Annotated in this window: 13 protein-coding genes; 10 read left to right on the forward strand and 3 right to left on the reverse strand. The window is 65.6% G+C overall.

The genetic code is table 11. The features are described from left to right. Nucleotides 1-208 precede the first annotated feature (208 nt). From R5W23_RS21895 to R5W23_RS21925, 7 genes are all read left to right on the forward strand, one after another. Complete coding sequence (locus tag R5W23_RS21895) at nt 209-2,275, forward strand: YgiQ family radical SAM protein (RefSeq protein ID WP_320688115.1); 2,067 nt, start codon at nt 209-211, stop codon at nt 2,273-2,275. Nucleotides 2,276-2,316: 41 nt separating this feature from the next. Then, nucleotides 2,317-3,381, forward strand: a complete 1,065-nt coding sequence (locus R5W23_RS21900) for a hypothetical protein (RefSeq protein WP_320688116.1) — start codon at nt 2,317-2,319, stop codon at nt 3,379-3,381. Further along, nucleotides 3,378-4,688 (forward strand): hypothetical protein, encoded by a 1,311-nt coding sequence (locus tag R5W23_RS21905; protein ID WP_320688118.1) that lies wholly within the window; start codon nt 3,378-3,380, stop codon nt 4,686-4,688. Before R5W23_RS21900 ends, R5W23_RS21905 begins: the two co-directional genes overlap by 4 nt. Nucleotides 4,689-4,812: 124 nt before the next feature. Next, nucleotides 4,813-5,070 carry a DUF3362 domain-containing protein gene (locus R5W23_RS21910; RefSeq protein WP_320688119.1) on the forward strand — a complete coding sequence of 86 codons (258 nt, stop codon included), beginning with the start codon at nt 4,813-4,815 and terminating at the stop codon, nt 5,068-5,070. A gap of 68 nt (nt 5,071-5,138) precedes the next feature. Next, nucleotides 5,139-5,858, forward strand: a complete 720-nt coding sequence (locus R5W23_RS21915) for a YebC/PmpR family DNA-binding transcriptional regulator (RefSeq protein ID WP_320688120.1) — start codon at nt 5,139-5,141, stop codon at nt 5,856-5,858. A 457-nt stretch (nt 5,859-6,315) separates the two neighbouring features. After that, nucleotides 6,316-7,761, forward strand: coding sequence for an APC family permease (locus R5W23_RS21920; protein WP_320688121.1), 1,446 nt, complete (start codon nt 6,316-6,318; stop codon nt 7,759-7,761). Next, nucleotides 7,758-8,516, forward strand: coding sequence for a CDP-alcohol phosphatidyltransferase family protein (locus R5W23_RS21925; protein WP_320688122.1), 759 nt, complete (start codon nt 7,758-7,760; stop codon nt 8,514-8,516). Before R5W23_RS21920 ends, R5W23_RS21925 begins: the two co-directional genes overlap by 4 nt. Before the next feature lie 76 nt (nt 8,517-8,592). Here the strand turns inward: R5W23_RS21925 and R5W23_RS21930 are convergent, their stop codons facing one another. From R5W23_RS21930 to R5W23_RS21940, 3 genes are all read right to left on the reverse strand, one after another. Continuing rightward, entirely contained in the window at nt 8,593-9,063 is a 471-nt protein-coding gene (locus tag R5W23_RS21930) for a TIGR03067 domain-containing protein (RefSeq protein ID WP_320688123.1), read from the reverse strand. Nucleotides 9,064-9,087: 24 nt separating this feature from the next. Then, nucleotides 9,088-9,843, reverse strand: a complete 756-nt coding sequence (locus tag R5W23_RS21935; RefSeq protein WP_320688124.1) for an SDR family NAD(P)-dependent oxidoreductase — start codon at nt 9,841-9,843, stop codon at nt 9,088-9,090. A gap of 65 nt (nt 9,844-9,908) precedes the next feature. Continuing rightward, the gene (locus R5W23_RS21940) at nt 9,909-10,793 is read right to left on the reverse strand and encodes an RNA polymerase sigma factor (protein ID WP_320688125.1); all 885 of its coding nucleotides are present in this window, start codon (nt 10,791-10,793) and stop codon (nt 9,909-9,911) included. Nucleotides 10,794-11,131: 338 nt separating this feature from the next. Between R5W23_RS21940 and R5W23_RS21945 the strand changes: the two genes are divergently transcribed. Genes R5W23_RS21945 through R5W23_RS21955 form a run of 3 tightly spaced genes read left to right on the forward strand, consistent with a single transcriptional unit; the run spans nt 11,132 to nt 14,359 of the window. Further along, complete coding sequence (locus R5W23_RS21945; protein WP_320688126.1) at nt 11,132-13,327, forward strand: PSD1 and planctomycete cytochrome C domain-containing protein; 2,196 nt, start codon at nt 11,132-11,134, stop codon at nt 13,325-13,327. 5 nt (nt 13,328-13,332) lie between these two features. Beyond that, on the forward strand, nt 13,333-13,989 hold the full coding sequence (locus R5W23_RS21950; protein ID WP_320688127.1) for a hypothetical protein: 657 nt from the start codon (nt 13,333-13,335) through the stop codon (nt 13,987-13,989). Further along, on the forward strand, nt 13,967-14,359 hold the full coding sequence (locus R5W23_RS21955) for a hypothetical protein (RefSeq protein ID WP_320688128.1): 393 nt from the start codon (nt 13,967-13,969) through the stop codon (nt 14,357-14,359). Before R5W23_RS21950 ends, R5W23_RS21955 begins: the two co-directional genes overlap by 23 nt. Nucleotides 14,360-14,363 lie beyond the last annotated feature (4 nt).

Raw genomic sequence — 14,363 nt, forward strand, 5'->3', positions numbered from 1 at the left:
GCGTACGCCGTACCGGATTAAACGGTCGCATGAACCGTAACGTTTATTTCGGCATGACGACAGCAGGAATTCACTTCTGGAAACACGGCCGGGGGTATTACGGGCGCTTTCGCCGGCACCTTGCACGAACTTCGTGTCAGAAGCGAGAACATCTTCGGGGGCTGCTATAATCAGCGTGGTTCAGCCCGTTCTATTCCAGGCCGTCGCGATGTCTACTGCTCCGACCCGCATTCCCCTTTCGCTCTGGCAGGAGCGGTACGCGGCCCCGTTCGCGCCCACCACCGCGGCCGAGGTGGCGGCCCGCGGCTGGGACGCCGTCGACATCGTTTTCGTGACGGGGGACGCCTACGTCGATCACCCGAGCTTCGCGATGGCGATCCTGCACCGGGTGCTCGAAAAGGCCGGGTTCCGGGTCGCGATCCTGAGCCAACCCGACTGGAAAACGTGCGAGCCGTGGCGCCAGTTCGGCCGCCCGCGCCTGTTCTTCGCGGTGAGCGCGGGGAACATGGACTCGCTCATCAACCACTACACCGCGAACAAGAAGGTCCGCAACGACGACGCGTACTCGCCGGGCGGGCGCATCGGGCTGCGCCCGGACCGCGCCACCCTGCCCTACTGCCAGCGGGCGCGCGAGGCGTTCCCGGGCGTCCCGGTGATCGCCGGCGGGGTGGAGGCCTCCCTGCGGCGGCTGGCGCACTACGACTACTGGTCCGACACGGTCAAGCGGTCGATCCTGCTCGACTCGAAGGCCGATCTGGTCGTGTACGGGATGGGCGAGGGGAGCATCGTCACGATCGCGCAAAAGCTGAAGGCCGGCGGGACGCTGCGCGACCTCCGTGCCCTCCGCGGCGTCACGTACGCGCTGGGCGCGAAGGAGTCCGAAGCGTACGCCGCCCGCGCCGCCGACGCGCCGTTCGAGCTGCTGCCGTCGTTCGAGCAGGTGCGCGACAGTAAGGAGGCGTTCGCCGAGGCGACGCGCCTGATCCACACCAACACGAACCCGTTCAACGCGGCGACGCTGGTGCAGTTCCACGACCGGCAGGCGGTGGTGCAGAACCCGCCCGCGTTGCCGATCTCGCGGGAGGAAATGGACGCGGTGTACGACCTGCCGTACAACCGTCGCCCGCACCCGAGCTACACGGAGCCGGTCCCCGCCCACGAGATGATTAAGGACTCGGTGACGATCCTGCGCGGGTGCTTCGGCGGCTGCACGTTCTGCTCGATCACGGCGCACCAGGGGCGGATCATCCAGAGCCGCTCGCCGGAGTCGGTCCTGCGCGAGGTGGAGAAGCTCGCGGCCGACCCGGACTTCAAGGGGATCATCTCGGACATCGGCGGCGCGACCGCGAACATGTACACGATGCGCTGCACGCGGCCGGAAGTGGAAGCGAAGTGCAAGCGGCTGTCGTGCGTCCACCCGACGGTGTGCAAGCTGCTGGGGACCGACCACGGCCCGCTGATCGAGCTCATGCGCGAGGTGCGCGAAACGGCGGGGGTGCGGAAGGTGCTGGTGTCGTCGGGCATCCGGATGGACCTGGCGCAACTGTCGCCGGAGTACGTTCGCGAGCTGGCCGAGCACCACACCGGCGGGCGCTTGAAGGTCGCGCCCGAGCACACCAGCCCGAAGGTGCTGGAGCTGATGAAGAAGCCCGACATCGACAACTTCGGGGTGTTCGCGGACCAGTTCCAACAGGCCAGCGCGGCGGCCGGCAAGCCGAAGCAGCAGATCGTGCCGTACTTCATCGCGAGCCACCCGGGCAGCGACCTCGCGGAGATGATCGACCTCGCCCTGTACCTGAAGCAGAACGGCTACCGCCCGGACCAGGTGCAGGACTTCATCCCGGCCCCGTTCGACATCGCGACGTGCATGTATTACGCGGGCCTCGACCCGTTCACCAAGAAGCCGGTGCAAACGGCCAAGAACCTGACCGACCGCAAGATGCAGCGGGCGCTCATGCAGTTCTTCAAGCCCGAGAACTACTTCACCGTCCGCGAAGCCCTGATCCAGGCCGGCCGCGCCGACCTGATCGGCGGGTGCAACGGGCTCATCCCCGCACAGCCCCCGAAGGAAGCCATTGAAGCACGCCGCAAGCACGCCAATGCGGCCGTGGGCGCGGACCACTACCACACCGTCGCCAACCCCGCCAAGGGCGAGAAGCCGGGCGAGCGCGGGGACGAGCCGGTGAAGAACAAGGGCTACCGGCCTGGGCGGAAGTCGCAGCAGCGGCGGCAGGACAAGAAGCGGAAAGGGAAATCCGGTCCGAAGGATTACTAATCGCTGTACTGCTCTCGTGGCAACGATACGGGATGCCCAAAATGCCTGACCCGTTTCAGCAAAGAACTATTCGCGAATCTCTCGTAGGTTACGTTTCTACGTACTTCAATGATGGAAGCATTAACTGCGGGCTGACCCAGCAGGTCGGGAGCGAGTTGGTTGCTCGCCTCGCAGCCTACCGCGAGGAGGAGCGGAAGCTGTACCCGCAAGTGTTCCTGATCGGGCCGTCCGACGAAGACACCCTAAAGCTCCTCGCGCCGGGCTCTAAGCCGCTCTTCATCGGTAACGTTGCTGCCGTCGATGCGGCGGGCGCGCGACAGGTCGCGACTGCGGCCCTCAAGAACTGCGCGGCGCTCGCCATCGAGGGCTGGTGCGTGTACGTCCGCCGAGTCAACGGCGGGTTCGATTTCGGCCTCTTCCGTGGCGCTGCCGAGTCGTATTCCGCCGGGGCTGAGGAGGCGCTGGCCGTGTCGAAGCTACCCGCCGTACTTCTCCGGCATAGCGCCGAGAACACGGTCGAGCTGATCGACGGGCATGGAACCAAACTCGAAATATCGCTGACCACTGCCACGCAGTCAACCAAGCCAATGAGCAGGCACGTCGATGACTTCGCCACGGTGGCTTGCTCCGATGTACCGGGGGATCACCGCGTGCAGGCAACTGGCTACATGGCCCGCCTCCTCACCGACTGCCTCCGAGGCGGCCACGGCGCGCTACTCGCATCCATACCGACGGCCACCGCACTGGACCGGGCGAAGTTCTCCGACGGCGTCGTCTTGGGTGAACCGATCCCGCTGGTGCAGACGATGATCTCGGCTGTTCAGGCGAAGACGGCAGCGGATGCAACGTTGCTGAGGTCGCAGGAATCGCTGCTACGCGGTATGATCGAGAGTGATGGTGTAACGGTTTTCGGGACGGACGGCTCGATTCGCGCGTTCCGCATTATTGTGCAGCAGACCGGCGCAAATCAGGTCGCCGCGCAGCCCGTCTCCGGCGGTGCTCGAAGCCGTGCGTTCGCCGTGCTCCGAGGATATGTCGGCCTGTCACTAAAAGCAGCTCTGTTCCGCTCGCAAGACGGGCGAATGGAAGTAGTGGTGCAAACATGAGTGAGACCGCCCTCTTGCCGTGGTCCCCGAACGAACCGAAGGCGCTCGCGCCCACGGCCGAGCCCCCCGAGATCGTGAAGCGCGCGGTGGTGCTGACCGAGCGCGATCAGACCGCCATCGTTCAAGCTTTCCAGAGCGGCGCATTCGAGATGGCCTCGACCTTCATTTGGTCGCGCGCTATCGCCGCGCTCAAGAAGCAGCTTTCGATGCTCGGTATGGAGTTCGTTGGCGAGATGCTGGGTCGATCGGACCTTGACCAGTCGTCCAACCCCATGACGGATATCCGTGACGATGAGGCTATGGAGCTAGCAGAGCAGCTCGGCATGGTGACGACGACAGAGGCGCTGCGGCTCCGCAACGGCCATACTCTCGTCAACCACTTCCTCGACCCGGATGTCTCGCACGATGAGAAGATGCTGGGGAGCGAGGCGGCCACGATCCTGCGAAGCTGCGTGTTGAACTTTCTCGCGGAGCCGGTCACGAAGACGCAGCAACCATTCCTTAAGTTGCGGGAGAGGTTGGAACAGGAGACGTTGAGTAACGACTCCGGGGAGGCCAAGGCACTGGAAGTCTCCCCGTATTTCTACGTCCGCACGACACTGACCGTGTTGCTCACCCAGCTCAAGACCGCGGCGGGGGCGAAGCTGGAACATGCGGCTGGAAACATCAACTCGCTATTGCCGGTGATGTGGCCGAGGTTGCGGGAAAAAGACAAGTGGCAAACCGGGGAGACATATGCCACGGTGCAGGCATCGGACCGGACGGTAGCCTCGGCTGGGCTTCGCAAAGCACTAATGAAAGTTAGAGGATTTGATTTTGTACCCGAGTCGCTGCGTTCCGATTCCTTCCGGGCGGCGGCGCGGGCAGTGCTATCTGCGCACTTCGCCTATGACAATTTCCACAACGAGCCGAAGCCGATGGAAACGCTCGCAAGGCTGGGCACGTCGATCCCAGGTCCTGCACTCGCTGACTGCTTTACGGCAGTGCTGTGCGTGCGGTTGGGCAATCCGTGGGGGCATTCTCGGGCAGCACAGGCGACTGCCAACCAGTTCCTCAAAATGATCCGCCCGACACAGTGGGAGGGATATTTCAATCGTTTGCTGCCGAGCGACCGCCGGATTCTCGAAAAGATCGCCTATGACGAGAAGCCATTGACGCGCTGGTTGGAGATGATTGGGGAATTGGACCTTAACGAGATGAGCATTGAGCCCCGCGTGGCCAAGATGATCACCGGTGATACAGCGAAAAAAGCCACGGTGCAGCGCACCGCTCAGTCTTTCCGAAACAAGCTAATGCAGGAAACCTGAGAACTCTGGCCGGCGCCGACTTGCAGCATGCCGCAACTGACATCGCGACGTGTATGTATCACGCGGGCATCGATCCGTTCACCAAAATTCGGCCCAAACGATCAAGAACCAGGCCGACAGCAAGATGCAGCGGGCGCTCATGCAGTTCTTCAAGCCCGAGAGCTACTTCACCGTCCGCGAAGCCCTGATCCAGGCCGGCCGCGCGGACCTGATCGGCGGGTGCAACGGGCTCATCCCCGCACAGCCATCGAAGCAGGCCGCAAGCACGCCAAGACCGCCAAAAGCGGACCTGTCGTCGAACGCCCGATCCCGCCACGGGTCAAGAAGATGGGCGGCCGGCCGGGGCGAAATTCGCAGAAGAGGGGGTCGGGAAATAGGTTAAGATCCTGCTGACGGAACGGGGCCACTCAGGGTCCGGCTCCTTTGGAACAGTAGAGGGGTAGGCTTCGTATGGGACGCATTTTCGAGAAGCGCAAGTACTCGATCTTCAAGACCGCCGCGCAGAACTCGAAGGTCTATTCCAAGTACAGCAAACAACTGTACGTGGCGGCCAAGAACGGCGTGCCCGACCCGCACGCCAACCCGGTTCTGCGCAACATCATCGAACGAGCCAAGCGCGACAACGTGCCGAGCCACGTGATCGAAAAGGCGATTCAGAAGGCCGCCGGCGCCGGGGGCGAGAACTACCAATCGGCGCGGTACGAGGGCTTCGGCCCCGGCGGCTCGCTCGTCGTCGTCGACTGCCTGACCGACAACAACACCCGCACGATCTCCGACGTGCGCAGTTGCTTCACCAAGACCGGCTCCAAGCTGTCCGCCAGCGGGTCCGTGGTGATGCTGTTCGATCACCTCGCCGTCATTTCCTTCGCCGGTAACGACGAAGAGAAAGTGATGGAGGCCATGTTCGCCGCGGACGTGGCCATCGAAGAGGTCGAGTGCAAGGACGGGACCGTTACGGTCTTCGCTCCCCCCGGCGAGTTCTACAAAGCCAAAACCGCGCTACTCGAAGCCTTCCCGGGCCTGGAGCTGGACGTTCAAGAAATCAGCTTCCTCCCGAAGGAAACAAAACAACTCAGCGGGGACGAGTTGGCCCTGTTCGAGAAGTTCCTGGGCATGCTCAACGATTGCGACGACGTGCAGGAAGTCTACCACAACGTCTCGCGCTCGTGAACGTGCGGCAGGTTCCGGAAGTGGTGCGTTGTAGAGCGATTGACCGGGCGGCGTTGAGCAATTTGCGAGTGGCCTCGTCCACATTCGGCGCCGCCGGCCTTAGTCCCCGGGTCTGCTCGCTCCTCTGCGAAGGTTCCGTATCGACACCAACTACGGTCGGCTACGGTTCTTCAGGTGAGCACCGGTTACTCTCCAGGTGATGGCCTCGTCGGGAGTTCTTCGTCGCCCGGTTTGCTCAAATCCTCAGTGACGCCCCACGCCCCCGCCCCTAACATATCGGGCTTGCAGGCAGCAAAGCGGGAGCGCCTCCGGCGCAGGTCCGGACGCCAACACCGTCAGACTTGGTCCCCGCTGCCCGCAGAACCGTCGGCATTCGCCGGTCGTAGTGACCACGATAAGAGCCAGCGGCAGGAGAATTGCTAAACCAGTAGGGGCTATTTTCCCCTCCATCACCGTTATGCCCCTCCCCGACCCGACCGACGACGACCGCGACCTCACACAGGCCGGCTACCGCCCCCAATTCCTTCGCGGTTTGGGCGGGTTTGCCGCCTTCGCCGCCGGCTTCTCGTACCTGTCGATCTTGACCGGGATCGTGCAGAACTTTCACCTCGGGTACCGCGAAGCCGGCCCGGCCTTCTTCTGGACGTGGCCGGTCGTGTTCGCGGGTCAGTTGTGCGCGGCCCTCTGCTTCGCCGAGTTGGCCCGCAGGTACCCGTACTGCGGGGGGGTGTACGCGTGGGCCGGGCGGGTCGGCACCCCGGCGCTGGGGTGGTTCGTCGGCTGGGTCTACTTGGCGTCGCTGGTCGTGACCCTGGCGGCCGTGGCGCTGGCTTGGCAGGTCACGCTCCCGGCACTCTGGCCCGGGTTCCAGGTGCTCGACGCGCCGGCCAGTAACGCCGCGCTCCTCGGCGTCGCCCTCATCGCACTCAGCACGCTCCTCAACGCCCGCGGAACGCGGCTGCTCGCGCGGGTCATGGCCGCGGGCGTTGTTGTGGAACTGGTCGCCGCCGTGGGGCTCGTCGCGCTGCTGTTGGGCCAGTCGGTGCGCGGGCCGGGGGTGGTGCTCGAAGCGCGCGAAGGCGGGCCGACCGGAGGGCTCGATGCCTTCGGGCCGTTCCTCGCCGCGGCCGTGATGGCGGCATACGTGATGTACGGGTTCGACACGGCGGGCAGTCTGGCCGAGGAGACGGTCGATCCGCGTCGGCGGGCGCCCCGGGCGATCCTTCAGGCGCTGCTCGCGGCGGCGCTGCTCGGCGCGCTGCTGCTGGTCGGGGCGCTGGTGAGCGCGCCCGACCTCGCCGACCCGCTGCTGGACGATGGGGCGGGCGGGCTGCCGTACCTCATCAAGCGCGTGTTGGGCGACACGCTGGGGACCGTGTTCGTCGCCGCAGCCGCCCTGGCAGTGTTCGTGTGCACGCTCGCGGTTCACGCGCTCGCGGCCCGCACCCTGTTCGCGATGGCCCGCGACGGCGCGACCCCGTTTGCGAGCCGCCTGAGTCGCGTCGACCCGGAGCACCGCGCGCCCCGCGCCGCCGCCGCCGCCGTCGGGGCGCTCGCCTGTTTGCTGCTGGCGTTCAACTCGGACCACGAGCAACTGATGACGGCCCTGGTGTGCGTTAGCATCGTGTGGACCAACTTGGCTTACTTACTGACGACCGGCGCGCTGCTGGTCGAACGGGTGCGCCGCGGCCCGGCGCCCGGCACGCTCCTGGGCCGCTGGGGCGGGCCGGTCAACGCGCTCGCGGTCGCCTGGGGCGGAGTGCTGATCGTGAACATCGGGTGGCCGCGCGAGCGGTTCTACGGGTCCGAGTGGTACCAGCGGTTCGGCGCGCTGCTGTTCAGCGGGCTCCTGCTGGGCGCCGGCGCCGTCGTGTACCGCGTGCTGCGGCGGAGGAGCGCATGAACCCGAAAGCGGTTTCGCCCGTTCGCGTGTGTTTGGCCTGGTCGGTCCACGCGTACACCGGCAGCGGGCTCGCGCTGGGCGCGTGGATCGCGGCCCTGCTGCTCGAACCGGCACGCACGCCCGACACCTACCGAACGTGCTTCCTGCTCATGCTCGCGGCCGTGCTCGTTGACGCGACGGACGGGACGCTGGCCCGCGCCATCCGCATCCGGGAAGTGGTCCCCGGGTTCGACGGCCGGCGCCTCGACGATTTGGTCGATTTCCTGTTGTACACGTGCCTGCCGCTCGTGCTGATCGACCGGGCCGGGTTGCTCCCGGAGGGGAGCAGATGGGTGCTGGTGGTTGCCCTCGTGGCCAGCGCCTACGGGTTCTGTCAGGCGGACATCAAGACCGCGGACGGCGCGTTCCTCGGGTTCCCGTCGTACTGGAACATCGTCGCCTTCTACCTGTTCGCCCTGCCGGTCACGGGCGCGTGGGCGGTCGCCCTGATCGCGGCCCTGGCGGCACTGACGTTCGTACCGAGCCGGTACGCGTACCCCACCCAACCGGGGCGCGGGAACCGGGTCCTGCTCGTGCTCGGCGTGCCGTGGGCTTTGGTGCTGCTGGCGGCAATGGTACCGTCCTGGGAGGACGGGCCGCCCCGCGCGCTGGTGCGCGCGTCCTTACTGTACCCGGTGCTGTATCTGGCCTCGGCCTGGTCTCTGTCACTGTACCGGGCGGTGTCACGAGCGTCGCGCCCCCTCGCGCATCAGTAACCGATCGCGGTCCAGAGCCGCGGCTGCTTCGTACCCTTTGAACCGCCGACCGAAATGAGGTCGGCGGGCGAGTTCGTCACCTCACGCGCTTGAGTTCGATCACCACGTCCGCCTCCTTCGGGTCGATGGCCTTCGGGCGCGGCTTACCGGCCCACTCCTTACCCTTCCATTCGCCGACCACGCACGCCACCCTCAGCGTGTCGCCTTTCAGTTCGTAGATGCCGAGCACGTCGGCGCCCGTTCTCTTGGCGTCATGAGAGCGGTGGTCCCACACGTTCGGGGTCGTCGTTGGGTCGATCTCGAACGTGCCCGCCCAGAGTTCCTTCCCGTCCTGATCCCGAGCGGAGTAGGTGCCGCCCGTGTCGAACACCAACCGGCGGGCGTCCTTTGTCGCCCCGACCGGCTTGACGCTGACGATCTCCCAGCGGCCCGCGAACGTTTCCATTGCCTTCGCGATCGCACGCGTTCGGGCCTCGGCCTTCGGTTCGTCCGCGACAGCCGCACCCACGACGGCCAGCCACCCCACGCACAAAATGAAACGGCACATCGGTCACCCTTTCCTGATGAAGTGTTAACGGAGCCCACCGGACGCGAGGATGATCTCGCCGGTCAGCCAGCCGGAGTCGTCCGACGCGAGAAACGCCACGACCTTTGCGATGTCGGCCGGCGTTCCAACGCGACCGAGCGGGGTTGCGGCGACCAGTTGCTTCTCGAACTCGCTCCCCACGCCGTACAGCCCGGCGCCCTTGGTGCCCTCGCTCAGCGTGGCGCCGGGGTTGACCGAGTTGACCCGGACGTTCCGGTGGGCCAGTTCCTTCGCCAGTACGCCGGTGACGGCGTCCAGGGCGCTCTTGCTGGCCGAGTAGATCGAATAGCCGGGCGGGCACATTCGGGAGGCCCCGGAGCCGATGTTGATGACGCTCCCGCCGGTCGTGCCGAAGTATTTGAGCGCCTCCCGGACGACGAGCAGCGGGCCGAGCACGTTCGTGTTGAACTCCCGGTGGAACTCGTCCTCGGTCACCACCTCCAGCGCCACCGGGGCATAAACCCCCGCGTTGTTCACGACGACATCGAGCGCGCCGAACGTGCGGCCGACCTCGGCGAGCATTCGCACCACGTCGGCCGACTTCGACACGTCGCCCGAGACCGCGGCGGCCTTCCCGCCGGCGCTCGTGATCTCGCGGACCACAGCTTCCGCACCGGGCCGATCGGTGGCGTAGTTCACCACGACCGCCGCCCCGGCCGCGGCCAGCTCTTTGGCGATGCCGGCCCCGATGCCTTTCGATGCCCCGGTCACCAGGGCCACTTTGCCTTGCAGTTTCGACATGGTTCGACCTCCTGCCCCGTAGACACGGCGGGAGGGCGACTGTGACAGCGACCGTTCGGTTTTCTTTAATCGAGGTGCAGGGCCGTGCGAACGTCCGGTCGGTCGAGAACGCGCCGGAGCCATTCGGCTTGGTCGGGCGGCTCCAGAAACGGGTGACCGCGGTAGATGTCGGCGTACTGCCGGTCGAGGACGGATTCGACCTCGCGAACCGTGTCGGCCGCCGCTTCCTTGATGCGCCGGGCGTGTAGAGGGACGAAGAGCAGACGGTCGGGATCGACGTGGCCGCCGGCAATGAACCCCTTCGTCTTCTTGGGGCAGCGGCACGGGTTATCCGCGTTCACCAAACCGCACTGGCCGTGCATGAACTGATAGAGGTCCCGGCGGGCGCGGGCCAAGCACTGGCGAAAGTTGTCCGCCGACATCTCCAGGACATCCGCGCCGACGGAGTCGGCGACGCCGAGGATCTCGCCCAGTGTAAACACGAGCCGCTGCTTGCGGTCGAGACACAGGAGCATCCCGGTCGTGCAGGTGAGTTTGGCCTCCTCGACGAGGAGCGGCACGTCCACGGGCACGCTCTTCGGATCGGGTAAGTCCTGATCGGGCGTGTCGTTGACGGCCGCGGCGTAGGACGCGAACGTCTGCGGCCGGAGTTCGCCGCCGCGGCGCTTCATGTTCAAAACGTGGTTCGCAGCGATACGGTAGAGCCACGTGCGAAACCGGCTGCCGCCCTGGAAGGTGCTTAGCCGGGTTACCGCTTTGACGAGCACCTCCTGGGTCACCTCTTCGGCGTCCTGCGGACGGAACACCATGCGCACGGCAATGTTGTAAACCCACGCCTGATGCCGCCGGACCAACTGTTCGAGCGCGGCGCGGTCGCCGCTCCTGGCCCGTTCGACCAACTCGCCGTCGGCGGAATCGCCATCCACCACTTCGCTGAAGGGATTGAACACAGCACACCTCCCTGTTCGAGCAGCACCGGAATTGTCAGTGTGGAATTCACCAGAGATTGGACACAAACGGCGGGCGACTGTGACAAATCTAAGGGCGATCGATGCGCCGGCTCCTTCGGGCCGCCTTCTCGGCCTCACGTACAGCGCGGCGCGCGAGCAGTTCCGACGATCCGGCCGGTCAGGCATCACATCCGACACCGCGCCGGCTGATCCGCGCGTGGCCCTGTGATTAAATGCTTCTGCTGTTTCTTTCGCTTGCTACCGTAAGCCGCATCCGCAACAATTACCTTGTTTACCCGCGGAAGCTCTCCCAGCTTCGGGCTGCCACCGGAGCCGCCATGCCGACTCGCATCCCCCTGACCCTTGCGGCGCTCGTCGCCCTCGCGCTCCCGTCCGAAGCCGCCGAGAAAGTGGACTTCGCGCGCGACATCCGCCCGATCCTCTCGGACAAGTGCTTCAAGTGCCACGGCCCCGGCACACAAAAAGCCAAGCTGCGCCTCGACGACCGCGACGCGGCCGTCAAAAAAGGCGCCCTGACACCCGGGAAGCACGCCGACAGCACCCTGATCGAGCGCGTCCTGCTCGACGACAGTGACGCGGGCCGGATGCCACCTCCTGACACCGCGGACCGCCTCACCCTCGAACAAATCGCGAAGCTCAAGAAGTGGATCGATGACGGGGCCGAATACCGGCCGCACTGGGCGTTCGTCCCTCCGAAACGCCCCGACGTTCCGAAGGCCGCGCCGGGCGCCGACCCGATCGACGCGTTCGTCCGCGCGCGGCTCGCTCAAGAGGGGCTGAAGCCGGCACCGCAGGCCGACAAATCGACACTCATTCGCCGCATCACGCTCGACCTCACGGGGTTGCTCCCGACCCCGAAGGAGGTTGAAGACTTTCTGGCGGACGAGTCGTCCGGCGCCTACGAGAAGGTGGTGGACCGGTTGCTCGCCTCCCCGCACTACGGGGAGCGGATGGCGCGCCACTGGCTCGATCTGGCGCGCTACGCCGACAGTAACGGGTACACGATCGACGGCCCGCGGCAGATCTGGGCGTACCGCGACTGGGTCATCAAGGCCCTTAATTCCGACATGCCCTTCGACCAGTTCACGCGGGAGCAACTCGCCGGCGACCTGCTCCCGGGCGCGACGCTGGACCAGAAGGTCGCGACCGGGTTCCACCGGAACACGGCGTTCAACGAGGAGGGCGGCACCGACCCCGAGCAGTTCCGGGTCGAGCGGACCATCGACCGCGCCAACACGACCGGTGCCGTGTGGCTGGGGCTCACGTTCGGGTGCGCCCAGTGCCACGACCACAAGTACGACCCGCTCCCCGCGAAAGACTACTACCGGCTTTACGCGTTCTTCGACAGTTGTGACGAGCCCACGATCCCGATCGGCGGGCCGGCGGACCTGGAGAAGCGGATCGCGGAACTCCAAACGAAGGTCGCCGCCGCCCGTCTGGCGGGCAACGACGCCGAAACCAAGAAGCTCCTGGCGGAAATCAAGAAGGTGCAGGGCCAAGTGCCCACCACGCTGGTGATGCGCGAGCGTGCGAAACCGCGGCAGACATTCGTGCAGGTCCGCGGCGATTTCCTCCGCAAGGGCGAGGAAGTTCAGCCGGGTTACCCCTCCGCCGTCGGAACCACGCCGGCCGACAAGCGCCTGACCCGCCTCGATCTTGCCAAGTGGTTGACCAGTGCGGACAACCCGCTCACCGCGCGGGTGACGGTGAACCGCGCGTGGCAAACGTTCTTCGGGCGGGGCCTAGTAGAAACGGAAAACGACTTCGGCCTCCAGGGCAGCTTCCCAACCCACCCCGAACTGCTCGACTGGCTCGCGGTCGAGTTCGCGTCGCCGTCGGTCCGGTGGAGTTTCAAGCGCCTGCACAAACTGATCGTGACCTCGGGCACCTACAAACAGTCGTCGGCAGCCCGGCCCGAGCTGGCCGAGAAGGACCCGCGTAACCTGCTCCTGGGCCGTCAGTCGCGGTTGCGGCTGGAAGCCGAGATCATCCGCGACGTGTCACTTTCCGCAAGCGCGCTGCTGAACCCGAAGCTCGGCGGCCCGGGCGTGTTCCCGCCACAACCACGGGAGCTGTTCCAGTTCACGCAGAGTAACCACGCGTGGGCCGAGAGCAAAGGGCCGGACCGCTACCGCCGCGGCATGTACACGTACATCTGGCGGCAGTCGCAGCACCCGCTGTTAGCCACGTTCGACGCGGCGGACGCGCAGGTGGCGTGTACGAAGCGGAACCGGAGCAACACGCCGCTTCAGGCGCTGCACCTGGCGAACGACCCGGCGTTCGTGGAGTTCGCCGAGGCGCTCGGGAAGCGGATCGAGTCCTCAAGTCCGTCGGACGACGCCGGCAAGATCGCCTTCGCGTTCGCGGTGTGCTTCGCGCGCACGCCGACCGAGGCGGAGGCGAGTCGGGTTCGGTCGTACCTGGACGCCAAGCGCAAGGCCGACCCGAAAACGGCCTGGGCGGCGGTGGCCCGCGTGCTGATGAACCTGGACGAGTTCATCACGAGGGAGTGATCGCGGTGGCACCGCCCGACGACCCGATCCCGCTGCCCGCTGACCAAAGTCCAGCAGCTAAACTCACCCGCAACATCCGGCAGGTGTGCCGGCGCGTCGTGCGCGGTAAAGCCGCGACGACGAAATGGCAGGTTCGCTTGCACCTCGCCCTGCGTGTCGTCTCGATCGCGCTATCATCGCTTGGGAGCGCGGGCGTCATCGTCGATAAGGTTTCTGGGAATCTTCCGGGCGAAGCGGGTTGGGCCTTCTGGGGTTCTGTTATCGTCCTCTTGTTCGGCATTCTGCTTCAGGTCGCCAACGAGTTCCGGGTCGCGCAAATCGCGGCGGATTCCCGGCTCCTCGCGGAACGGTGTGCGTTGTACGAGACGCAGTTGGAGGATATGCTGATTTCCGAGAACCCGGTGAAGTCGGTGGCCGATTTGTTGTTCAAGATTTGCGAGTTACTTCAAAACGAGCGGTACAACGCGATCCTCCCGGCAATGACCCCCGACATGGAAACCACGGCCGAGCGCTGGGCGGTTGCCCTCATTGCCACCAACCAAGCGCACTGGCAGTTAGACACCCGGCGCACGGCGCGCGGAAAAGGTACGCCGCAACCGCCACCGGCAGAACCCAAGGAACCCACCGCGGAGCCTGAAGGTGAACGCGACCGACCGGATTGACTACACCCCCCCGTTCGTCGAGAACGTCCAAGGCACGCTCTACGCGCGCTTTTGCCTCGACCCGGACGGAGTGCCGGTCTACGAGGACACACCACTCGGGCGGGTCTACACCCTCACCGTTTACCTGCTATCGCCACGGCGCGACGAAATCGAAGAGGTCACCTACCGGGCGACAAAATCGACCGACCGGGACAACGATTTCGCGGCGGTCATTGAGTGCGACGGGGACGAACCGCTCCCCGTTAACGTGCGCATTGGCGGCCGTGTCTATAAGCAACGGGCTTGGCTCTCGCAGATGTTGGAAAATGGCTACTCCAAAGACGCGCCGCCCGCGATTCAGTCCGCCATGCTGCGTGTCAAAATCAACTGACGAT

Origin of the sequence: Gemmata algarum (assembly GCF_034097035.1) — a bacterium.
Taxonomy (GTDB): Bacteria; Planctomycetota; Planctomycetia; order Gemmatales; family Gemmataceae; genus Gemmata; species Gemmata algarum.

Bases quoted from the DNA above. Each gene is read 5' to 3' on its own strand.
- R5W23_RS21900 (WP_320688116.1), top strand. From the start codon at position 2,317: ATGCCTGACCCGTTTCAGCAAAGAACTATTCGCGAATCTCTCGTAGGT.
- R5W23_RS21935 (WP_320688124.1), bottom strand. From the start codon at position 9,843: ATGTCGAAACTGCAAGGCAAAGTGGCCCTGGTGACCGGGGCATCGAAA.
- R5W23_RS21925 (WP_320688122.1), top strand. From the start codon at position 7,758: ATGAACCCGAAAGCGGTTTCGCCCGTTCGCGTGTGTTTGGCCTGGTCG.
- R5W23_RS21930 (WP_320688123.1), bottom strand. From the start codon at position 9,063: ATGTGCCGTTTCATTTTGTGCGTGGGGTGGCTGGCCGTCGTGGGTGCG.
- R5W23_RS21910 (WP_320688119.1), top strand. From the start codon at position 4,813: ATGCAGCGGGCGCTCATGCAGTTCTTCAAGCCCGAGAGCTACTTCACC.
- R5W23_RS21895 (WP_320688115.1), top strand. From the start codon at position 209: ATGTCTACTGCTCCGACCCGCATTCCCCTTTCGCTCTGGCAGGAGCGG.
- R5W23_RS21920 (WP_320688121.1), top strand. From the start codon at position 6,316: ATGCCCCTCCCCGACCCGACCGACGACGACCGCGACCTCACACAGGCC.
- R5W23_RS21945 (WP_320688126.1), top strand. From the start codon at position 11,132: ATGCCGACTCGCATCCCCCTGACCCTTGCGGCGCTCGTCGCCCTCGCG.
- R5W23_RS21905 (WP_320688118.1), top strand. From the start codon at position 3,378: ATGAGTGAGACCGCCCTCTTGCCGTGGTCCCCGAACGAACCGAAGGCG.
- R5W23_RS21915 (WP_320688120.1), top strand. From the start codon at position 5,139: ATGGGACGCATTTTCGAGAAGCGCAAGTACTCGATCTTCAAGACCGCC.